At 62.1% G+C, this 22,027-nt stretch carries 13 protein-coding genes; 5 read left to right on the top strand and 8 right to left on the bottom strand.

All coding sequences use genetic code 11. The annotated features are described in order from the left end of the window. Positions 1 to 297 precede the first annotated feature (297 nt). The 6 genes from LRR16_RS00600 to LRR16_RS00575 form a co-directional block, all read right to left on the bottom strand. Positions 298 to 846, bottom strand: a complete 549-nt coding sequence (locus LRR16_RS00600; protein WP_232204361.1) for an AAA family ATPase — start codon at positions 844 to 846, stop codon at positions 298 to 300. Positions 847 to 858: 12 nt separating this feature from the next. After that, complete coding sequence (locus LRR16_RS00595; RefSeq protein WP_232204360.1) at positions 859 to 1,458, bottom strand: hypothetical protein; 600 nt, start codon at positions 1,456 to 1,458, stop codon at positions 859 to 861. Positions 1,459 to 1,506: 48 nt separating this feature from the next. After that, positions 1,507 to 3,282 (bottom strand): ShlB/FhaC/HecB family hemolysin secretion/activation protein, encoded by a 1,776-nt coding sequence (locus LRR16_RS00590; RefSeq protein WP_232204359.1) that lies wholly within the window; start codon positions 3,280 to 3,282, stop codon positions 1,507 to 1,509. 251 nt (positions 3,283 to 3,533) lie between these two features. Further along, on the bottom strand, positions 3,534 to 3,791 hold the full coding sequence (locus tag LRR16_RS00585; protein ID WP_232204358.1) for a hypothetical protein: 258 nt from the start codon (positions 3,789 to 3,791) through the stop codon (positions 3,534 to 3,536). Then, positions 3,788 to 14,461, bottom strand: coding sequence for a hemagglutinin repeat-containing protein (locus LRR16_RS00580; RefSeq protein ID WP_232204357.1), 10,674 nt, complete (start codon positions 14,459 to 14,461; stop codon positions 3,788 to 3,790). Before LRR16_RS00580 ends, LRR16_RS00585 begins: the two co-directional genes overlap by 4 nt. A gap of 504 nt (positions 14,462 to 14,965) precedes the next feature. Beyond that, the gene (locus LRR16_RS00575) at positions 14,966 to 15,871 is read right to left on the bottom strand and encodes a LysR family transcriptional regulator (RefSeq protein WP_232204356.1); all 906 of its coding nucleotides are present in this window, start codon (positions 15,869 to 15,871) and stop codon (positions 14,966 to 14,968) included. A 139-nt stretch (positions 15,872 to 16,010) separates the two neighbouring features. On the opposite strand from LRR16_RS00575, the gene LRR16_RS00570 reads away from it, so the two are divergent. From LRR16_RS00570 to LRR16_RS00555, 4 genes are all read left to right on the top strand, one after another. After that, a complete protein-coding gene (locus LRR16_RS00570; protein ID WP_232204355.1) occupies positions 16,011 to 17,006 on the top strand; it encodes a 2Fe-2S iron-sulfur cluster-binding protein in 996 nt (331 codons plus the stop codon). A gap of 63 nt (positions 17,007 to 17,069) precedes the next feature. Beyond that, the gene (locus LRR16_RS00565) at positions 17,070 to 18,323 is read left to right on the top strand and encodes an aromatic ring-hydroxylating dioxygenase subunit alpha (RefSeq protein WP_232204354.1); all 1,254 of its coding nucleotides are present in this window, start codon (positions 17,070 to 17,072) and stop codon (positions 18,321 to 18,323) included. A 2-nt stretch (positions 18,324 to 18,325) separates the two neighbouring features. Then, positions 18,326 to 18,796, top strand: coding sequence for an aromatic-ring-hydroxylating dioxygenase subunit beta (locus LRR16_RS00560; protein WP_232204704.1), 471 nt, complete (start codon positions 18,326 to 18,328; stop codon positions 18,794 to 18,796). A 14-nt stretch (positions 18,797 to 18,810) separates the two neighbouring features. Beyond that, positions 18,811 to 19,125, top strand: a complete 315-nt coding sequence (locus LRR16_RS00555; RefSeq protein ID WP_232204353.1) for a non-heme iron oxygenase ferredoxin subunit — start codon at positions 18,811 to 18,813, stop codon at positions 19,123 to 19,125. A gap of 51 nt (positions 19,126 to 19,176) precedes the next feature. Here the strand turns inward: LRR16_RS00555 and LRR16_RS00550 are convergent, their stop codons facing one another. Further along, on the bottom strand, positions 19,177 to 20,166 hold the full coding sequence (locus tag LRR16_RS00550; RefSeq protein ID WP_232204352.1) for a tripartite tricarboxylate transporter substrate binding protein: 990 nt from the start codon (positions 20,164 to 20,166) through the stop codon (positions 19,177 to 19,179). Then, the gene (locus tag LRR16_RS00545) at positions 20,163 to 20,855 is read right to left on the bottom strand and encodes a DJ-1/PfpI family protein (RefSeq protein WP_232204351.1); all 693 of its coding nucleotides are present in this window, start codon (positions 20,853 to 20,855) and stop codon (positions 20,163 to 20,165) included. Before LRR16_RS00545 ends, LRR16_RS00550 begins: the two co-directional genes overlap by 4 nt. Positions 20,856 to 20,933: 78 nt before the next feature. On the opposite strand from LRR16_RS00545, the gene LRR16_RS00540 reads away from it, so the two are divergent. Beyond that, complete coding sequence (locus LRR16_RS00540) at positions 20,934 to 21,959, top strand: GlxA family transcriptional regulator (protein WP_232204350.1); 1,026 nt, start codon at positions 20,934 to 20,936, stop codon at positions 21,957 to 21,959. The last annotated feature ends 68 nt before the right edge of the window (positions 21,960 to 22,027 follow it).

Genomic DNA, 22,027 nt, shown 5'->3' with positions numbered 1-22,027 from the left:
ACTCCAGCTAGGATGTCCGTTGCTTGCTAAGCATCGGACTTTGGGGCGATTTCGCCAAGGGGCATAAAAGGGTCGCAAGCCGTCATTCAAGCAGAGCGACTGACCGTTCCTGGTCCAGGCACAAAACGCACATACACGATGGCGAAGGGAGACAGATTCTCCGATATACGACAACCCTGCTGGCAACGGAGTGGCGAGGGTTCCTGTAAGCGGTTGATCCGCAAGCACGCGTCTCTTCCGTGCGATGACAAACGACAGTTATGGCGAGATCCCGATGACGGCGGTAACGCTCGCGTCCTAACGCCTTCCGGCCGTGGTTTCCGCCGCGTGTCCCAATACGAAGTCGGCGGTCTGCTCCACCGTCATGGCCGAGGTGTCGAGCCACAAGCCGATACGCGGTGTATGTTGAAGCCCCGCGGCCAGCGAGGCCGGCGTCCAATCGCCGGCATACGCTGTCTTGCGCCGCTCGGCATCGCGCTGCGCGACCACATCCAACGAAGGGTTCAGCACCAGTACACCCGGCGACCAGCGGGACAGCCTCGTGCAGACTTCGCTTAGATATTCGCCAAGTATCACGTCCTGATAGATCACGGTAAAACCGGCGTCGGCATAGGCCTCACAGGCGTCGCATGCAAGGCGGTGGCGCAACGAGAGCTGTTGCAAGGACTCTGGAGAGGGTTCCGGTGTCACTTCCGCCCGTCCGTTCACGATCATCTTGCGGAACGTATCGCCACGCAGGTGGACGGACTTTGGCAGGCGTTCCGCGATGGCCTGCGCGACCGACGATTTGCCGGCGGCCATCAGGCCGGTGATGATCAGGATTTTGGGGAAAGCGGGATCGATCATCGGACAACGGGCTCAGGAAGTGGCGCTGCAGCGCGATGCCTCGTTCGGCTTGATTGGAACATCCTTGCCCTCGGCGTCGATCTCGCGGATATCGATCCAGCACCGTCTATATTGGGTCGACATGAAGACGTCATAGTCTTTGCCAGGCTCTGGCACGAACGATACGGAGGGCGGATCGCACCGCCAATTCTGCGACGTTTCCGACATGGAGATCGTGAGCGGCTTCGCGCCCTTTACGACATATTCGTTGATCGCAGATTTGAAAACGAGTCCTTCGAAACGCATCCAGGGACGCGGGCTTTGCGGCATCCCAATCGTCGTACTGTGTGACGAATACTTCCAGCTGTCAAAGAGTCCTGTGCCGGTAACGGCCACGCGCTTGCTGTCCTCCTCATACCATCCCGAGTAGCATGTCGATTCGGCGCGATATGAGGCAGAAACTCCCGCCTCCACGTAAAACCGAACCCGGGCCGAATCGGCCGGGTTGTAGTCAACGGCCTTTTCGGACAGGTATCGTTTCGGCTGGGGTATCAGGGAACACGAAGTCAGGAGAAGCGCTCCGCCGACAGTCAAGACAAGTGCGCCGATCCGCTTTGCGTGGTTGCTTTTCATGATGGAACTGTGGAATGGAAATAGAAATGTCGGATTGGAAAGCGGTGCCTAGTACTGATACACCAATTGAAATCCGCCGGTGACGCCGGCCGTATGGAAAGCCGTTGGCTTGTACACGGGCGTACCGACGAACACGTCGTAGGAGAACGCTCCCAATCCGGTTCCTACGCCGCCGCGCAATCCGAGTACGGCGCCCGCAAGTTGAGTGCCGATCAATGCGGCAGTCGAAGGCCCGAATACGCGGCCGTAGTCCAGTCCCGCATAGAGCGCCTGCCCAGTATTCGCGACCGGAAGCTGCAGCTCGTTGCGCCAGTAGAAGCCACGATCGCCCGCCAGCAAGTTCTCTCCATCGAAACCGCGCACGGTATAGCGGCTGCCAATCGTAATGGCATCGACGAAGTACAAGCGGTCGTTGGTGAACTGACCACGGAATGTGGTCACATACCGCATCGACTGCTGACCCAGCTTGAACGGCACGGAAAGGTTGATATCGGCCACCGCCATCTTGAACTGCCAGGTCGGTCCGCCTTGCGCCGCCAGCGTGCCGGCTTGCGATCCGAAGCCGCCAACACCTTGCCGATACAGAAGGCTGGCGTCCAGTTGTGCAGCGCCAAAGTAGTGCCGGTCGGTGATGCCGAATTCCGCCACGGTGTTGTTGCGCCGTTGTTGCGCGATCTCGGTGTCTTCGATGTAGCTTTTGCCAAAGCGGCGCGTTAACCGCCATTGCAGACCCAACACGTCGTTCTGCGAGCGGCGAATCACCCGATGCAGCTTGAGGTCCACGTTCTGGGACTCGCCACTGAACACGAACGTCTGATTGACGCCGGCGACCTGTTGAAAATAGTCGCTACCGTAGGCAGACAGTGTCGCGGTCCAATAGCCCCACGGTACGGAATAAAAGCCATTCCAACCTTTGGTGCCACGAGCCTTGTCGCCGAATTCGAGATCATGGGAATAGCCCACGTTGAACAGATCGTTCAGGCCCAACGGGTTGTCGATGGCGAGGCTGACATTGCCTTGTCGCTTGCCGGTCGAACGGCTGCCCGAGTCGTCGACGGACGCGACCACCGTCCAACGTTTGCTTCGCTTGACCGCGATAACGACATCACTGACTCCAGGCGTTGCAGTCGGCACGACCTGCATATCGACGTCCTGGCTCGCGACGCGCTTCATTTGCTCGAGCCCTTGTTCGAGATCGCGCAAGTTCAGCAGCTCACCGCTACGAGTTGGAAACGCGCTCCTCCACGTGGCCCATAGGTCCGGCTCGGCAAAGCGCAATTCGCCAATGACGCCTGGTATCAACGTCAAACGGAGCGTTCCGGTGCTCAGGTCCTGCTCTGGCACCAGCACACGGCTGGTCACGTAACCGCGCTCGAGGATGGCTTGCGAGACGCCTTTGATCAGCAGGTCGACGCCATGCTTGCCGACGCAGTTACCCTTGTAGTGGTCGAGCCAGGTGCGGGCGAATGCGAAGGGGTCCTGCGGCAAACTCGAGGCGCCCTGTTCCCGTACAGGTGCCGGCAGATCGCCGGGAACATCGAGAACGAAGTTGTCGATGCGGAAGCACGGCGTCTCGTCCGGCAGAGTTGGGAATTCGACTGGTGCCGCCTCAGCCGCGCGTACGCCGGGAGAATCCACCGTCTGAGCTCGTTCACGCGCTTCCTGTTGTTGGCGGATGCGTTGCTCTTGCTCGGCTACCGTTTGGACTGCTGACGGGGGCGGGTTAGCAGGAAGCGCTTGCCCGTGACCTAACTGAGACATGGCGATTGCGCCCGTGATGCATATCCAACGCGCAGTAGGAACAGATTTCTTTTGGAGCTTCATGAATACTGGATGCAGCGGGGCATGCGGTGCTTTTCACGATATCTCGGCCACGTCGAGACATCACTTTTCGCTCTGTCTTATTCCCCGATAGGAACATAATTCGTCCAAGTCCGACGATGGTCTAGTTTCTTTATTTCCATGGTCAGAGTCATGACAGCCAATACATTAGATTAGTCGGATGAAATTTTTTTCCCCAAAAAATCTCCAGACCACGTATGACTTTCTCACAAGAACGAGATTTGATATCTCAATCAAGCATTGTCTTCATTGTCCACGTACGTGCGTTTTGCCTTCCGCCAAGCAGGCTCTCCAAATGGACGAAGGCCAAGGACCTGTGCTTTTGCCGCATATCCGCCGATGGCGGCTATTGCCAAGCCTAGCGAAGCAACTACTATCCTCCACACCCCGGCAGGAACAACCTTTATCGCTAGGAATATTATCAACAATCCCAGAACAACCAGGACTGTCATGATCCATCCTTTTAATTTTCCATCAACTTGCAATTTCATTTGTTCAATCCATCCCGCAATTTATGCGCTGCATCCGTAGCTTTCACACGCTCGCCGATTTCGTTAATTACAGGTGCAAGGGAAGGGACCATACCAGTAACGCGATCGACGGCGACGCCAAGCCCTCCGTCCACAACTGTCTGCCCAACATCTGGCCGCGCCAATTGTTCTATTACACTGGCGCCAAAGGCACCGAGCTGTAACCCTAGCCCAACTCCTTCAGCGGCTGCCCTAATCGCAGGATTGACAAACGGGGAGCCAGCTATAGCGGTTGCAGTAGCACCCGCACGGCCCAACTGGGTGGATGTCCAATCCGCCCCCTCGGCCACCGCAGTGCGCCGCCGCTGAAGTTCCGCCTCACTCATCGATCTTGGCAAACCCGCAGCACAGTCTGCCTGCCCAGCACCACAACGGCTCGTCGGCAACTGCGACGGTGTATTGGTGTAGAGCTTTACATCGTTATAGTCCTGGCGGCTAGCATACGGAATATCACCGATCATCTGCTTCTGTTGTGCAACGATAAAGGCGATTAGTTCCGGATTGGCATTGACTTGGGACTCTGTGATCGACGTCGTTCCAGGAACAGGTAGCCATGTCACGGCGGCGTCCGCGACCTTTGTTGTAGCGGCATTGATCGTGTCCGCCCTACCAGATTCGATTACGTTACCGTTCATATCGACCAAATTGGATAAGCGCATCTGCGCCTCGATCTGCTCGGGAGTGTACCGACCGCCACTGTTGGCAGCCATCTTCTTTGCTAGCTCTTTCTCCTCCGGGTGCAGCTGCCGGTTATACCGATCCACATTCGCGCCGGTCGCGGCACCCGTTCCGCCTCCCACGGCGGCCCCCAAACCTCCGGCAGCAATGTTGGCAGCCAGATTGCCCAGCGCTTCATTCAGATCGGCATTACCCGTTCCGATACTGCCGGCCACAGTGTTTCCAAGTTCGGCGAGCTTCGGCGCCGCCAACGATGACAACCCCGCTCCGGCCGCACCCGCCAATGCACTGCCGCCTCCGATCCCGGCGATCAAGGCACCACCGGCCGAATGCAACGCCGCGCGATACTGCCCGCCCTCTTTCCAACCGTCAACGGCGGCTTGCGCTTCGGCGATGGCGGCGCGATTGGCATCGCTAGGATCCTCTTGGTAAGCCTGTTCAGCCTTCTTCAGGGCGAGCTGCGCGTCCTTCTGCTTGCTGTTCGCGATATCGCCTACCGTGCGCGCTACGGCTTCACCGGCCGCCTGTGCGGCGGCCATCATGTCGGCCTGCTCGCTCAATACATTGGCCAAATCCGGGTTCTTGCCCACTGTCGAGTTCGTGGAAGCGGTATCCCGATTCAGCGTCGCGACGTCCTGCTTCTGATTCGCCGTATCGGTAATCGTAATGGTCCCGGCGGAAACCCCGGCTTGCGCGAGACCTTCCTGGCTGCCGCTGTCACTCTGCGGGATCATTGGGCTGATGCCACCGGTGTTTTTCCCCGACGTCGGACCGCTCTTGCTTTGACCCACCGGGCCTCCGAAAGCGCCACCGGCCGAGAGTCCGAAAGACGTAGCGCTGAAGTCCGAGTGGTTGCGTACGTCGTTCCACGACAGCGTTCCAGTGGTCAAGCTGTTCTTGTCAGCAGTCGCCGTACTGGAGATCACCGCACCATCAAGATCCGTGTTGCCCTTGACCGTGATATCGAACCCGCCGTCACCAGCCCGAATGGCTGTTTGTTCGGTGACATTGGCGTAGCTACCGTCAGCCTTGCCCTTGGACGCCGAGAAACTGGCTGACCCACCGCCCTGGCTAATGCTGAAGCCACCGCCCTTGCTTTCCTGCCGGGCGTGGACCTCCTCGGTGTCCTGACGGCTTTGCAGGTTCAGGTCGCCGCCAACATTGGCCGCAACTTTACCGCCGGTGACGACGCCACCCAGGATATTGGTATCGCCGCCGGATACGATCGCGACGGAATCGGTACCGCTGATGTGGCTGTTGACCTGTGTTGTGCTAACGCTGTCCGAATTTCCTTTGGCCTTCGAGGCGGACGCTGACACGCCGAATCCCTGCGCGCCGTAGGAAATGCCAATGCTGCCGCTGCTCGACTTGTTGGTGCTGTGGCTCTCCGCCGTGTCGGTCGCCGACACGATGTTGACTTCGTTCTTTGCACCCAACGCGACATTGGTGGCAGATACGTCCGAACCGACAATGTTGATATTGCCGGCGGTGCGATTGCCGCCAGCGTCCACGCCTGTCGCGACGAACGTTGTATTGCCGCCTGCGGTCACGCTGGAGCCGGTATGGGTCGTGCTGTCCTCAGTGAACGTTTGCTTGCTATGGCTTTTACCCCAGGAAAGCGTAATCGCCGCCCCTTCGGTCGGGTTCTTTCCGGCCGGAAGAACATTGCCCGCATCAAACACATCGCGTGCGGCCGCGATTCCCCATAGCGCCGAGGCGCGACCATCCTTGCTCTGGCTCGCCGAGTTGATTTTCTGGCCAGCGCTGATTGCCGAGCCGATTGCCCCGCCCGAAACGCCAAGGGTGAAACCGCTTTGTTTCACCTCATGGGTTTCATCATGATGCCGAGTTCCCTTGGCTGCCTCGATGGTGACGTCGGCCGCGATCCCAGAAATGTCCTTCGCTGCAATCAGTTCGCTGCCGCTGACCTTCAACGTATTGCCTGCGGACATCTGGACGCTCCCGTCCGTACTGCCCACCAGGCTACCGGTCTGCGTCATCGAGCTTTGATTGATCGTGTCCTTTTGATCGCGCTTGCCATAGGACAGGCCGGAGCCGGTAGCGCCAAAGCCCGACTTGGTAGTGTGCTCGAAGTTGTAGCTGGAACTGGTGCTCTCGGCACTTGTGATCGACAGATCCCGGCCGGCGTTCAGCGTCACGTCGTTTGTCGCCGCGACGGTAGAACCGTTAATGACCATATCGCGGCCGGCGCTGCCCTCTACGCTATCTGCAGACACTATCGAGCCAACCGCAATGCTGTCGCGCTGGCTGCTCTCTTTCGTGGTCTTCGATTTGGAAAGGAAACCGGACTTCTTGCTTTCGGACCAACTATCCGATTGATGCGTCTCATTGACCGTGCCGACGGTCACGTCGCCGATGGCGATCAGTTGTGCCACACCACCACCGCCAGACTCACCACCCGTCGTTACGCTGGATCCGAGCACCGAAAGATTGCCGCTGCTGGTTTCGTTGTTGGTATCGAGGATCGGCGAGATGCCATTGCTCTGCAGCATCGCGGAGGCGAGCGCGGATTGCCCAGCCGCCAAGGTGGCATTGCCACCTGCCTGCACGGCGCTTCCCCGCGCAGTCTCGTCATACGAGGACTGCGTATACTGCGCGCCCTTGCCGCCCAGCGATCCTTCGCTATGCCTGTGAGTGTCCATCACCGCGGTCACCGTCGTATCGCGTCCGGCGAGCAGCGACGCATTGCCGCCTGCCTGAATCTCTGAACCACTGAGCGTGGCATCGCGTCCTGCGACCGCAACAAGATTTTCCCCTGCGTGAAGCGTGCTTCCGGCGTTCGTCACGACCTGATCGTGGCTGTAGCTCTGTCCGCCGCGCGACACGGCGTCCTGGGTGGTGCCAAGCGCTACGGTTCCGATGTTCAGGTCCCGGCCGGCTGCAAGCAGCGCATTCTCGCCTGCGTCCACGCGGCCGCCGCTCATATTGATGTCGCGCCCCGCCAGTACGGCGGTCGTGCCGCTGGCCGAGATGGAAGCAACGGACCCGATGCCGGTGCCGCCGGCGCTGTAGCCGTTGGAAAGCGTCCGCAAGGCCGTGATGGCGTGCGTTTCATTGACCACGTCGCGGCCCGCGCTAACTACGACGTCCTTGCCCGTGATGGTTCCGCCCTTGTTCAGAACGTCGAGCGCCGCCTGGACTACGGTGTTGCTGCCGGCACCACCGATGGTGCCGCGGTTGACGATGTTATTGCCAAGGACCTGGGTTGCGACGTCGCCGACGATGCGTCCGCTATTGTCGGCATTGCCGCTGGCGTCGATGGAAACGGTTTTGCCGGTCACCAAGGCGCCGGTGTCGTTCAGATTGACCGTATTCGCCTGCGCCAGATAGAGCTTCGGCACCAGCACCGATTGGGTGGTCCCATCGGATAGCGTCACGTCCTGGGAAACGAGCCAGATCATGTCCGTCGTCAGCTGCTGCATCTGTTCGTCGGACAGCCCAATCCCCGGCGTCAGCCCAAACGCCTTGGCGTAAGCGACGCCATTGTTCATCAGCGCCTTGTACTCTTCCATCTGGTCGGAATAGCCGGCCAGGAAGGTTCGGCCAGTGAGCTGCGTCACTTGGTCGCGTATCAGCTTCTCTTCATAAAAACCGTCGCCAAGCCGCTTCTGCACCTTGTGGGGATCCAGCCCAAGTTCGCCCAGCATGTAGTCGCTGGAGATGAAGGACTTGTACTGGGTGAAACGAGGATCAGTGGCAACGAGGTAAGTTGCGTTGGGTGCAGGCTGGATCCGGAACAATCCGTTCGTCGGGAGCGTCAGGTTGGGAAGACCGCCCTGCGCCGTACCAACGGTCTGCGGACGGACCGCTTGACCGGATACACCGCCAACCTGGCCTCCTACTGCTCCGCCACCACTGACATTGCCGCCACTCATGTTCCCGCCGGTGACACCGCCGGCCGTCGTATCACCGCCGCTGACGCTGCCAGCGGTCGCGTTTCCACCCGAAACACCACCGTTCGTCTTCCCGGCTCCGGCGACACCACTACCGGTCACTGTGTTGCCCACACGATCCACCGTTGTCACCGATACATCGCGGGCCGTCGTCTGCACCGACTGGTTGGACGATGCAATCGCCGGGAGTGCCATGACCGTTGTCGAAGCGACGGGAATGGTCGGATAGGGCACCACCTTGGTGTCGCTATTGCCGCCCGACTTCTGATGCCAATAGAAAGTCGAGGTGTCGGTCGTGGTGGTGGTTTGCTGCAGCGCCGTGCCGATGTCGCCGACGGAGCCACCGATGGCGCGGCGGACCAGATCGCCGCCGGCCGCCATCGTGGACGACTGGTTCAGGATGGCGCCGCCATCGCTATTGATGCGGATGGCGCCTTGTGCTCGGACAATGCCAGCTGCGGTCGCGCTGACGAGGCGATCCGTACTGACCGAGGTCGTGGTGGTTCGCTCGATCTCGCTGTAGTCGTGATTGTCGACTCCGAGGTCGAAGCGAATCCGAACTTGATCGGGTCGAATATGGCGGGCGGGGTCGTAGTCCGGCCAGAACGTTATCTTGTAGCTGGCGCCTGTGTCTTCGATAGACTCGTAATGCTGTGTCGATTGAGTTGTGAGCGGCCGCGTCAGAACCTCTTCCCAAGGCTGGCAGTTATTGTCGTCGCAAATCTTGGGCGCCCTGTTGTAGAACTCCTCGATCGGTGCCTTCGTAAATGAAAGGGTCTTGTTGGCCGTATCAACGTTCGTGACATCGGCTTTCGGTACTTCAATCGTGATCGGGTTCCGCAGCGCCTGCATCATTGCCGCGCTGATCTTTGCGGCGCCACCAGGCCATCGCCATTGTGGGAAGGTAATGCTCTGGTGCCCCGTCAACTCGAAGTCTGGCAAGCCAGCCAGCCATGCCTTGAGCGTCTGAGTCGTAGACGTCGACGTGCCCGCCTCCGTCACCACGCTTGCACGCGAATTCGTCACCGACCGCGCGGCAATATCCACATCTCCATCCGCCTCAATCGTGGCCGACCGATTCAGCAGCGATCCGGTCTGGTTCGCGAGCATCCCGCTACCGTCGCGCGTGCCATCGCGACCGATCTGCAGGTTGCCTGCGCTATAGATCGTCGCGCCGTCCAGGTTCGATACCGAATTGCCGGCGTAGAGCCTGAGGTCCTGCGCGGCCGCGATGATGGCCGCGGGTCCGTTGTTGAGGATGTCGCCTGCCTGGACCTGCACCGTATAGCCGATGATCGTGCCGGTATTGTCGAGCGAGGCGCTGGTGGTATGCACGGTGTCGCCATCAATGCGGCCCGCGTTCGCTATCGCATTGCCCGCATTGACCGTGGTGGATGCACCTGTGAGGACAGCGTCAGCGCCGTTCACGACATTCGTGCCCGTCACCGAGAGATTGCCGGCGGCAGCCAGTGTGCCGGTGTTGGTCAGCGTGCCTGTGCTGGATAGACGAAGTTCGCCATCTGCCTTCAGCTTGTTGGCCGCATCGTTCAGGTAGTCGCCCGTCACGGCCAGCGTCAGATTGCGGCCTGCCGTCATTTCGCCGCTGCCGCCAACGGCGCCTTCGACACCGATATCACGATTGGCACGAACAATACCGCCGGCATTACCTACCGAAGCAACCTTGACGATGACATCCTGCCCGCCCAGCAATGTGCCACCCTGGTTGTCAAGGGAAGCGCTTGCCTGCGACAACGACAGCGCAGTGCCGCCGTAGACGGTTCCCCCGCGATTGTCGACGGTACGCGCGACGTGAAGCGCGAGATCACGGCCCGCGGTCACATTGCCGCCACCGGTATTGAGGAGGTCTTGCGCGGCTATCGTGGTGTTGCCATTCCCGCCAAGCACCCCTGCGTAATTGGAGATGACACCGGCGGTATTGACGTTCGTTGTACCGTCGCCCGCGTTGACCACCCGTCCGGCGTTGTTGTCCACGGATGCTGCGGATACCGACATGGCGCCGTGTTGTCCATTGGCGGAAAGGGTGCCGCCCGCGTTCGACAGCGCGCCGCCCGCCGACAGCGTCATGTCGCCCGTAGTCTGTATATCGCCGTGGCTGTTGTCGAAGCCCGCACCGCTTGATGCGACCAAACCCGTCTGGCCATAGAGCGTACCGCCGCTGTTATTGGCGTTCTGCACGACATGCAAAGCCAGGTCTTTACCTGCGACGATGTTGCCGCCCGACGTATTGATCAGGCCGTTCGCGGTCACAGTGGTATTGCCGTTGCCTCCAAGCACCCCGGCCGTGTTCGCCAGCGCGCCCACGGAAGCGACTTCCGTCGCTCCATCACCTGCATTGACGAGCTTCCCACCGCTATTGTCGATACCGGCCGCAGACACGGTCATGGCGCTGTGCTGACCATTGGCGGCGAGCGTACCGCCGACGTTGCTGATTGCACCGAGCGCGGTAATGGCGAGATCGCCGCTAGTCTCAATATCGCCCGCGGCATTGTCGATGCCAGCACCCGTGCTCAGGGTCAGGCCAGTCTGCCCGAACAGCGCTCCACCACGATTGTTCAGCGACTGTTTGATCTCCAGTTTCAGAGCACGGGCGGCGATGACGCTGCCGTTATCGGTATTGACCAGTTCACGCGCCGCGATGGTGGTGTCGCCATTGCCGCCCAGTACGCCCCGACCGTTGGTCAGCGTACCTGTCGCCGTCACGGTGGTCGTGCTGTCGCCTGCATTGGCAAGTTTGCCGCGGCTATTGTCGATGCTCGAAGCCGATACTGCCATGGCACCGTGGACCCCGTTTGCCGCCAGCGTGCCATCCGTGTTGTTCAATGCACCGCCGACCGTGACGACGAGGTTTCCATTGGTTTCCACATCGCCGCCGGTGTTGTCGAAGACGCCACCGTTGCTGACACTGAGGCCGGTCTGCCCGTATATCGAGCCGCCGCGATTGTCGACGTTCTCATCGACGTCCAGCGTCATCGTTCGACCTGCCACCAGGCTGGCGCCCGACGTATTGACGAGCCCTTGTGCAGCAACAGAAGTATCGCCATTGCCGCCGAGCACACCGGCGGCGTTGCCCAGCAATCCCGCGACGGTCAACGTCGTGGCGCCATCGCCGGCGTTGGTCAGCTTGCCGCCACTATTGTCGAGACGATCCGCTGACACCAGCATGGTGCTGCGTGAGCCGTTGGTGACCAGCGTGCCGGCCGCGTTCACCAGCGCACCACCCGCCGCGACGGAAAGGTCGCCGGCGGTTTGCGTGTTGCCACCACGATTGTCCAAGTCCCCACCGCTGGAAATCCGCAGCCGTGTCTGCCCATACAGCGTGCCGCCCCGGTTGTCCAGATTTCGTGCGACCTCGAGGGCGAGCGCACCTGCCGATGTGAGTTTGCCTCCAGAGGCATTGGCGAGGCTCTGCGCAACGATCGTCGTGTCGCCGTTGCCGCCGAGCACCCCGCCGTTGTTACCGAGATCGCCGTTCGACGTCACCGCCGTGGCGCCGTCGCCGGCATTGACCAGTCGGCCAGCGCTGTTGTCGATGCCGTTCGCGGACACCGCCATCGCGCTGTGCATGCCGTTTGCGGCCAACATGCCATTGGCATTGCTCAGCGCACCGCTTCCGGAGACCGTCAAATCTCCCGCAGTCTGGATGTCGCCGCCGGTGTTGTCGATATCTGCATTGCTGCGCAGTACGAGACCGGCTTGCCCGTACAGCGTGCCAGTCCGATTGCCGATCGCGCCCGCCTGCGTCAGCAGAGATCCATTGGTCTGAATCGTGCCTTGTTCATTTCGGACCAGGCCCGCACTGGACAACATCAGCGCGCCCGTACCAGCTTGCTCGATCTTGCCGCCGCTGTTGTCGACGGCACCGGCGGCTATAGTCAGGTTCTGGCCGTTTGTCGCGAAGGTCCCGCCGCTGTTGTCCAGCACCCCACCCGCGCCAACCCTGGTGTCGCCCTGCCCGTACTGGCTGATGACGCCGCCACGATTGGCAAGGTCACCCTTTGTCTCAATCGCTACATGGGCCGCCTCTATGCGACCGGCCGAGTTGTCCAACGCATTGGCCAAGACGGTCGCGGTCGCCGCTACCAGCTTGCCGCCACGGTTCGTCAGCGAGCCGGTGACATCGGCGGTCAATGCGCCGCCCGCCGCTATGCTTCCGCTGTCGTTACTCAGCGAACCGGCGACAAGGCTGGCGTCACCGCTTGCTTCGATCCGGCCATGGTTGCCCAGCGACTGGGCGGCAAGGCGAACGTTGCCGTTGCTTCCGATCACGCCCCCTTCTTCGCCGGTCGCGGTGTTGCCGCCGGCATTGACGATTGTGCCGGCATCGATCGACAAGCCATCGCCGTTGACGGAGACAATCCGGCCTGCGGCGTTATCGAGCGAGTTCGCAGTAGAGATTGTCAGAGCACCAGCGGATTGCAGCGCCCCTTGGGTGTTATTGGTTGCTCCATTGGACCGGATGATCATCGGCCCTTGCGCCAGAATCTGACCGGACTGATTCGATACTGCGCCGGCGGTCACCGTGACGGCATTCCCGCTCGATAGTCGGCCGCGATCGTTGATCAGGGCACCTTGCGCCTGGACGTCGATACGACCGCCGGCGCTTGTCGCCGCGCCGGCAAGATCGAGATTGCCACCGGCTGCGGTCAGGTTCACGTTACGATTGCCGGCCGTCTGACTGCCGGCCAGATTCAAGGCGCTACCTTGCAGCGTGACACTGCCGCCAGCCACATTTCGGCCCGTCGCAGATAGCGCGCCGGTCGACACGATAGTCAGGTCACCGTCCGTCCCCACGGATCCATTGCTGCCGACGCCAGCGCCGAGCGTGCCGCTGGAAGATACACCGCCGGCATTGACGGCGAGTCCTTGCCGCGCCGCCAGCATTCCACTGTTCGACAATGCGCCGCCAGTCTCCATCGACACGGCGCCAGCACCATAAGTGGTGCCGCTGTTATCGATCCCGTCGCGCGCTCGGGCGACAAGACTACCGCCCGCGTTCGTTTGTCCTCCCAATACCAGTCGGCCTTCGGTCGTCAGCGTCAGCTCGCCGGCCTGCGCCGCCACGACGCCTCGGTTGGAAACGCCGACCCCCAGTTCGGTGGACGCCAGAAGGATCTTGTTGGCATACATGCCGCCCAGCTGGCTGACGTCGATGCCAAGCGCGGTCGCCCCGCCGACGCCTTCGATGCGCGTCGTCGCCAACGTTCCGCGTTCCACGCGATTTGCGCCGGCGACGATGTTCAACTGATTGGCGTAGAGCGCTGCGTTCGTCCTCACCGCGCGCGCGATCAGATCAACCTGGTCGACGTTGGCGGCATTCAGGCCGGCGCCATCGATGCTGATCTGCCCGCCGGTAACCCGATACGCATCCAGGCTACCGCTACCCCCAAACATCGGCACTCCGGTGGTCAACGTGGCTCGACTGGTATTGATGAATCCTGCGCCATCCACCAGGATGCCGTTTGGATTGGCGACGATGACCTCGCTGCGTGGACCCGCGACTTCCAGGTATCCGCGCAACTGGCTGGGCAACGCGCTGGTGACCTGATTGACGATGATGCGCGCGGACCCGCCGGGCAACAGGTTCGGGTTGCCGTTGATATAGCCGGCCTGCTGCGTCGCAATGATCTCCGGCGAGTTGTTCAGGATGACCCCCGCACGGGGAACATCGAACTGCGTGAACGCATTGGTCGACACCCCTGCCGCGGATGGGCGAGTGATATTGACCTGATTCAGGCCATTGGCGGTCTGTACGACCGTGGGCCGGTGAGCACCGGCGTTAGGATCCGCCACCACCTGCGCCCGGACATGCACCGGCAGTCCCCAAACAAGCCACGCCGCCAATGTCACCGCGGGCAACCCGAAGCGCGCGACGACCTGATGCGTCCCGCCATTAGCCGTGGCGCGTTCCGCGCGCGATGCGCCGTGGCGTCCCTTGCCCATGCCGGCGGCAGACTCCTCGACCGCCATCAGCATGCGGCGATGTTGATTGAAGACGAGGCGATAGCAGCGGCGGTTCATGGAGATGACGATGCGGAAGAGATTGGCTGGCGCACTATAGCGAGGAACTCGCAGGCCAGATGTCAAAGATTGATTCTTTAGGATTTCCGTCGAATTAGAGGAATTTCTCGATTTCTAATTAAACGACGAATTTAGTATTTTTTAACTCAGTTAATAAAGTTTCTTACTATCTGCGCATTCCTATTGACACACGCCGCGACGTAGAACCCAAGCAGGGGAATACGGGAAGAACAGCGTGGGTAACAAGCAAGCGCGGAATGGTCGCGCAAGGCACCGGAAGGCGACACCCCCAATGAGTGGGATTACGCAACATCGGCGTTATACAAGTGCGCAGCGGAACTGGCGGGTCTGTTTTATTGATTCGCTTCCTACGCACATCCAACCGGCAGATCGCGTTGTCACCGGTTGATTAACGGTCCATTGGATATGAAATTGATCCCTACCGAAGTGGGGACGAGTTCCATTCAGCGGCCTGCCCATTGGACCGACAGTCGGCACGCCGCCTCACCCCTCCGCAAACAACTCAAAAATCAAATCCCGCAACCACTGATTGCCGGGATCGCGGTGATAGCGTCCATGCCAGAACAGATTGATCTGGATATCCGGGAGATCGACCGGATGGCGGATCGATTTGAGACCGAAATATGCCGCGCTGCGCTCTGCGAACTTCTCGGTGACGGTGGCCACCAGGTCCGTGGTGGCGACGATATCGGCCAGTGCGACGAAGTGCGGTACGCGCAGGCGGATGTTGCGTCGTACTCCGAGCTTGGCCAGGATTTCATCGACGCGCGCGTGGCCAGTGCCTGCGGCCGTTACCACCACATGGTCGGCACGCTCGAAGTCCTGTAGCCGCACGATGCGTTTGTCCAGCGCATGGCCCGCGCGGAACATGCAGACATAGCGCTGGCGAAACAGCCGGCGCTGGTAGAACTCCGATGGCAGCTCGGGCAGGTGGCCCAATGCGAGATCGACCTGCCCCAAGCTCATTGCCTCTGCCAGGTTGATCGCGGTATTGCGCACGGTCGCGATCGACACGCCGGGAGCGCGCTCCCGCAATGCGCTCATCAGCCTGGGGATGAAATGCACTTCGCCGATATCGGTCATTGCCAGCTGGAATCGGCGATCGCTGCGCAGCGGATCGAAGGCGACCTTGCGGTTCAAGGCCGACTGCAACGCGTCCAGTGCATAGGCGACCGGTTCGGCAAGATCCTCAGCCACTGGCGTCGGCAGCATCCCCTTGGCGCTGCGTACGAACAACTGGTCGTCGAAGATTCGCCGCAGTCGCGCGAGCGCATTGCTGACGGCCGGTTGCGTCAGGCCCAGTTCGCGCGCGGTGCCCGATACCGTACGCAATCGCAGCAGGTGCTCGAACACGACGAGCAGATTCAGATCGACGTCTTGCAGCCGCATGTCTCCCCCCTCCTTTTTCATTATCACTTTGGTGAATGGGTCATATAAGGCGGATTCTATTGGTTTATCTGTGCCGATGCCCGAAGATGGGGGCCGGACAGTACGAGAACGAGAACAACAACAACGAACCGGAGACGATATGGAAGTGCGCGTCCTTCCCCACGGACAGCGTCTCGATGTACCGCAGGGCGAGAACTTGCTGACCGCCCTCCAGCAGCATGGCGTGCCAATCTCGTACAGCTGCATGGCGGGACGCTGCGGCACATGCCGCTGTCGGCTGGTCGAGGGCGATGTGCGTCACGCCGTCGATGGCAATACCAGCAACGGCGGCATCGGCAAGCAAGACCCTCGCCCTCTGCTGGCCTGCCAGTCCGTGGTGATGGGCCCCTGCACCATCGAGATCCCTGAGCCGGACGAGATCGTCGTCCACCCCGCTCGCATCGTGAGGAGCACGGTGACGGCGCTCGCAGACCTGACGCACGACATCAAGCTGATCCGGCTCGCACCGGCCAAGCCGCTGTCGTTCTCCCCGGGCCAATACGCGATGCTGCAGTTCACGCCGCACCATATCCGCCCCTATTCGATGGCGCGGCTGCCGGGTGAAGGCGAACTGGAATTCCATGTGCGCATGGTTCCGGACGGTCGCGTCACCAGATATATCTGCGATCGGCTGAAGGTGGGCGACACCGTTCGCGTCAGCGGGCCGCTAGGCACCTCGTATCTGCGCACGCGCAATGACGATCCGATTCTTTGCATTGCCGGAGGGACAGGCCTCGCGCCGGTGCTCGCCATTGTGCGCGGCGCCATTGCGGCCGGGCTGACCAACCCGATCCATTTGTACTTCGGCATTCGATCGCCGCGGGATGCCTACGGATTCGATTGGTTGAACGAGCTTGCCCAGCGGCATCCTCGCCTGCGCATCGATGTGGTGTCGACTTTGCCGGGCAGCGACCGCGATCTGCGTACCGGGCTTGTTACGGAGGCGGTCGAGCAGGACTACGGCGACCTGACCGGCTGGCGGGCATACCTGTGTGGCGCGCCGCCGATGGTCGAAGCCGCAACGGTACTGCTGCGCGATCGCGGCGTCCGCACGGAGCACATCTACGCCGATGCTTTCTACGCGTCGGGCGGTTGACGATTCGATCGCTTCAGAAATGGGCGCCGGGAAAACCGGACCAAAAAAATAGGGAGACCAAACATGAATATCCACGCCGCATGCACCGAGCCGATATGGCCCGACGACGGCATCAGCCGCATCCCGTTCCGCGTCTATACCGACCAGCAGCTCTACCAGCGGGAACTGGAGCGCTGCTTCTATCGCGGTCATTGGAACTACGTCGCCCTCGAAGCCGAGATACAGAATCCCGGCGATTTCAAGCGCACCGCGATTGGCGAGCGCTCCGTCATCGTGATACGCGATGCGGACGGCGATATCAACGTGGTCGAAAACGTCTGCGCGCATCGCGGCATGAAGTTCTGCCGCGAGCGCAGCGGCAACCGCAAGGACTTCCACTGCCCGTATCACCAGTGGAACTACGACCTGAAAGGGAATCTACAGGGCGTGCCGTTTCGTCGCGGTGTCAAGCAGGACGGCAAGGTCAATGGGGGCATGCCCGCCGACTTCCGGCCGGAGCAACACGGCCTGACCAAATTGAAGGTGGCCACGCGCGGCGGCGTGGTATTCGCGTCGTTCGATCACGACGTTGAATCGCTGGAGACCTACCTCGGCCCGGACATCCTCGGCTACTTCGACCGCCTGTTCAGCGGGCGCAAGTTGAAGCTGCTCGGCTACAACAAACAGCGCATTCCAGGCAACTGGAAGCTGATGCAGGAGAACATCAAGGACCCGTACCATCCGGGACTGCTGCATACGTGGTTCGTGACCTTCGGCCTCTGGCGCGCGGACAACAAGGCACGCCTCGTGATGGATCCGCATTTGCGTCATGCCGCGATGGTTTCCACACGCGGACAGGGCGGAAAAAGCGAGGTCACCACCGGTGTCTCAAGCTTCAAGGACCAGATGGCCTTGCAGGACGACCGCTTGCTCGACATCGTGCACGAGCCCTGGTGGGGCGAACCCACGGCCGTGATGATGACGATATTCCCCAGCGTCATCTTCCAGCAGCAAGTCAATTCGGTATCGACGCGGCATATCCAGCCGAGAGGACCCGATGCGTTCGACTTCGTCTGGACCCACTTCGGCTTCGAGGACGACGATGAAGCCATGACGCGACGCCGGCTACGCCAGGCCAATCTGTTCGGCCCCGCCGGCTTCGTCTCGGCCGACGACGGCGAAGCGATCGAATGCTCGCAGCAAGGCTTCGCGCAGAAGCCCTGGCACCGCGTGCTCGCCGAACTCGGCGGCCTCACCGCGGAGAACACCGACCACATGGTCACCGAGACGCTGATTCGCGGTATGTACGCCTACTGGCGCAAGGTGATGGAGGTATGACGATGGAATTCGCCGACTACCACGCGCTGCTGACCTTGTACGCCGACTACGCCAGCGTCGTCGACAACGGCGACTGGGACCGCTGGCCTGAGTTCTTCACCGACGACTGCCTCTACAGGGTCCAGCCGCGCGAAAACCACGAACGCGGCCTGCCGCTGGCGACGCTGTCGTTCGAAAGCAAGGCCATGCTGCGGGATCGCATTTACGGCATTCGGGAGACGCTGTTCCACGATCCCTACTACCAGCGCCACATCGTCGGCGCACCGCTGGTGCGCAGCGCCGACGGCGAGCGCATCGTGTCCGAGGCCAATTACGCGGTGCTGCGCACCAAGCCCGATCAGCTGACCGATGTGCTGAACACCGGCCGCTATCTGGACACGGTGGTGCGCACGCCGGGCGGCCTGCGTTTCGCCTCGCGGCTTTGCATCTTCGACAGCGAGATAATTCCAAACTCGCTGATCTATCCGATTTGATCCTGGAGCGAACGATGACCGAAACCTGGACCGAAGCGGCCCCACTTTCCAGCGTGCCGCAGGACGACGTGATCGCTGTCGAAGTGGCCGGACGGGAGATTGCACTCTACGCCGTCGATGGCGAAATCTATGCCACCGACAATCTCTGCACGCATGGACACGCGCGGCTGTGCGACGGCTTTCTCGATGGACACGAGATCGAATGTCCGCTGCATCAGGGCAAGTTCGATGTGCGGACCGGCGCGGCGGTGTGCGCGCCTGTGACGGAAAACATTCGCAGCTATCCGGTGCGCATCGAGGGAGGGAAGGTCCTGGTCGATCTGGGATAGCCGCTGCCAACGATTGCCGCCTCGACTCGCGGGACGGCGTCCCCGGCTTCCCTATTGACGGCCCTCCGCGGCAGCCGTCAGCAAAGGGCGCAACCGGGCTATGTCCTGCAGCAACCGCTCACCGAGTCGATTCCCCGTAGCGTCGCCGGCGTTCGGTACAGCGGCCCCGGCGCCGGCCAGCGCCGTGCGGTACGCAGCATCGCCCACCGCCGCCTCACTGGCACGGCGCAATGCCTGCACGACCGCCGTGGATGTGCCGGACGGGGCGAACAACCCGTACCACACCGCGAAACTGGCCACTGGCAAGCCTTGCTCGACGAGCGAAGGCACTGAGGGGAACAAGGGATTGCGGCGTTCCGACACCGTTGCGATTGCGGCGACCTTGCCGCTATCGAGCATCGGCTTCAGGTTGGTGACCAGATCGCACATCGCATCGACGCGTCCTGCCATCAGGTCGATCAGCGCAGGCCCTGTGCCCTTGTAGGCGATCTCGGTATCGCGGCCGCGCATCGCTGCCCCGACCAGCCGCATGCAAAGCGACGAGGCCGAGCCGGGCCCCGCGGTTCCCCAGTTCAGTTGGCCGCCACGACTCCTGGATGCGAGGTGTTCGATTCCCGCTATCGATGAACCCGATGGGACGACGATCATCATCGGCACTTCCGATACCAGCGCCAGCGGCACCAGGTCACGCCGCGGATCGAGCTTCAGCGACGGATACAGCGCCGGCACGGTCGCGAGCCCGACATGATGCAGCAGCAGCGTGTAGCCGTCGGCAGCAGCGCGCGCGACTCGCTGCGATCCGATCGTGCCTCCGGCCCCGCCCTGATTCTCGACCACTACGGTGGTGCCGAGCCGGTCCTTCAGAACCACCGCGAGTTGGCGCGCCACGAGGTCCATCGGTCCTCCGGCTGCATACGGCACCACAATGGTCACCGGCCGAGCCGGGTACGCCTCCGCGCGTGCTGCCGCGCCATGGAACATGCCCGCGATCGCAGCGACGACAACGGCGGCACGGCGAAGACGGATGGCCGCGGCGTTCATTGCCGGCTCCATTCGAGGGCCAGCCGCTGCGCGGCTTCCTGTACGGCGACCTCGCGCAGTCTGCGCCGCTGCGCGCCCGCACTCCTGCAGCGGGCGATGATCTCCGGCCGAGCGGTAAATGGCGTGCCGCCAACGAAAGGAGGTTCGGGGTCGTACTCGATCTGCAATTGGATCTGCTCGGCCGCCTCCTGGTCGAGCACGTTGGCGACCACGCGCAAGGCCATGTCGATGCCCGCGGTCACGCCACCGGACGTGAAGTACTTGCCGTCGATGGTGGTGCGGTCGTCCATCGGGATGGCGTCGAACTGAGTCAGCAGATCGCGGGCCAGCCAGTGGCCGGAGGCGCGACGCCCGTGCAGCAAACCCGCCGCGCCGAGCAGCAGCGATCCCGTGCAGATGCCGAACACCCAACGCGCCTGCTCGGCCTGCTCACGCACGAACGCGATCCACTCGGGATCGACCAGGGCGGCATCGGTGCCCGGGCCGCCGGGCACGACCAGCAGGTCGCAAGGCGAGGCCTGCGCGATGATCGTGGTCGGCACCAGCATCAGGCCACGATCGGACCGAACCGGTGCGGCCTGCTTGGCGACCAGCTCGCATTGAAAGCCCGGCGCGCGAACCAGGACTTCATACGGCCCCGTCAGGTCCAGTTGTGTGACACCTTCGAATAACGCAAAATTCACCAGCATCGGATAGCTCCCAAGAACGCGTGGCGACGCTTGCTTCAGCGGACACGACGTCCAGTCATACTAGGAGCGCCCTTCCCCATGGCCCTGCCAACTTGCCCTCAACCGCTGCCAGCCGCCGTGCCCGCGCCGAAGTCGGCGTCACCGGTGGTCGCCCTGCTGGTTTACCCCGGCTTCCAGGCAATTGACCTCGCCGGCCCGGTGCAGGCCTTCGTGACCGCCGCGGGCGAGCGGGGCCCCGCCTACGACGTCCGCATCGTCAGCACAATGGGTGGCCCGGTGAAGGGCACCGGACCGCTGGCCGTGCTGACCGAACCCTGGAGCGAGCTGTCGCTGCCGGTCGATACCCTGATGGTGCCCGGCGGACCGGGCGTCGACACGGCCTGCGACGAACCGGCGTTGCGCCACGCGTTGACCGCGTTGGCGGCAAGCGCGCGGCGGGTCTGCTCGGTCTGTACGGGCGCGTTCTTGCTGGCATCCAGCGGACTGCTGGAAGGACGTGCCGCCTGCACTCATTGGCGTGCGGCTGACCGGCTTGCCCGCGCCTATCCGGGCGTGCGGGTCGACCCGGTCCCGATCTACCTGCGCGATGGCAACGTCTACACCTCCGCGGGCGTTTCCGCGGGGATCGATCTGGCACTCGCGCTCATCGAAGAGGATGCCGGCACCAGCTGCGCCGCGGCCGTTGCCAAACGCTTGGTCGTGCACATGCGCCGGCCTGGCGGTCAGGCGCAATACAGCGATGCGCTGCGCCTGCAAACCAGCAGCGCCGGGGCCTTCGGGGAGCTGCTTGCGCAGATCGCGGCGCGGCCGGCGGAGCCATGGCGCGCCGAGGACATGGCCGAATACAGCGGACATTCGGTGCGATCGTTCTATCGCAAATTCATGGAGCAGACCCAGGAATCGCCATCGGCGGCGCTGGAGCGTATTCGCGTCGAACATGCAACGGCGATGCTCAAAACGACCGCAGCCTCGCTGAAGGAAGTCGCACGCCGCAGCGGCTTCACTTCCGAGCAGGCGATGCGCCGGTCGTTCCTGCGGGTCGCCGGCTGTCTGCCGTCGAGCATCGTGCGGGCCACGAGCGGGAATCGCCGCGAGACCGCATAACAGCGGGCCGCCTGCCTGACGCCAACCGCCCCGCTGCTGACAAACCCCGAGAGACAGCCCGGCCCTTG

This window comes from Cupriavidus sp. UGS-1 (assembly GCF_021213615.1).
GTDB lineage: Bacteria > Pseudomonadota > Gammaproteobacteria > Burkholderiales > Burkholderiaceae > Cupriavidus.
The sequence above is the reverse complement of the archived record's forward strand: the minus strand, read 5'-3'. Positions and strand labels throughout refer to the sequence as shown.

Bases quoted from the DNA above. Each gene is read 5' to 3' on its own strand.
- LRR16_RS00565 (WP_232204354.1), top strand. From the start codon at position 17,070: ATGAATATCCACGCCGCATGCACCGAGCCGATATGGCCCGACGACGGC.
- LRR16_RS00550 (WP_232204352.1), bottom strand. From the start codon at position 20,166: ATGAACGCCGCGGCCATCCGTCTTCGCCGTGCCGCCGTTGTCGTCGCT.
- LRR16_RS00545 (WP_232204351.1), bottom strand. From the start codon at position 20,855: ATGCTGGTGAATTTTGCGTTATTCGAAGGTGTCACACAACTGGACCTG.
- LRR16_RS00555 (WP_232204353.1), top strand. From the start codon at position 18,811: ATGACCGAAACCTGGACCGAAGCGGCCCCACTTTCCAGCGTGCCGCAG.
- LRR16_RS00540 (WP_232204350.1), top strand. From the start codon at position 20,934: ATGGCCCTGCCAACTTGCCCTCAACCGCTGCCAGCCGCCGTGCCCGCG.
- LRR16_RS00585 (WP_232204358.1), bottom strand. From the start codon at position 3,791: ATGAAATTGCAAGTTGATGGAAAATTAAAAGGATGGATCATGACAGTC.
- LRR16_RS00570 (WP_232204355.1), top strand. From the start codon at position 16,011: ATGGAAGTGCGCGTCCTTCCCCACGGACAGCGTCTCGATGTACCGCAG.
- LRR16_RS00580 (WP_232204357.1), bottom strand. From the start codon at position 14,461: ATGAACCGCCGCTGCTATCGCCTCGTCTTCAATCAACATCGCCGCATG.
- LRR16_RS00560 (WP_232204704.1), top strand. From the start codon at position 18,326: ATGGAATTCGCCGACTACCACGCGCTGCTGACCTTGTACGCCGACTAC.
- LRR16_RS00575 (WP_232204356.1), bottom strand. From the start codon at position 15,871: ATGCGGCTGCAAGACGTCGATCTGAATCTGCTCGTCGTGTTCGAGCAC.
- LRR16_RS00595 (WP_232204360.1), bottom strand. From the start codon at position 1,458: ATGAAAAGCAACCACGCAAAGCGGATCGGCGCACTTGTCTTGACTGTC.
- LRR16_RS00590 (WP_232204359.1), bottom strand. From the start codon at position 3,282: ATGAAGCTCCAAAAGAAATCTGTTCCTACTGCGCGTTGGATATGCATC.
- LRR16_RS00600 (WP_232204361.1), bottom strand. From the start codon at position 846: ATGATCGATCCCGCTTTCCCCAAAATCCTGATCATCACCGGCCTGATG.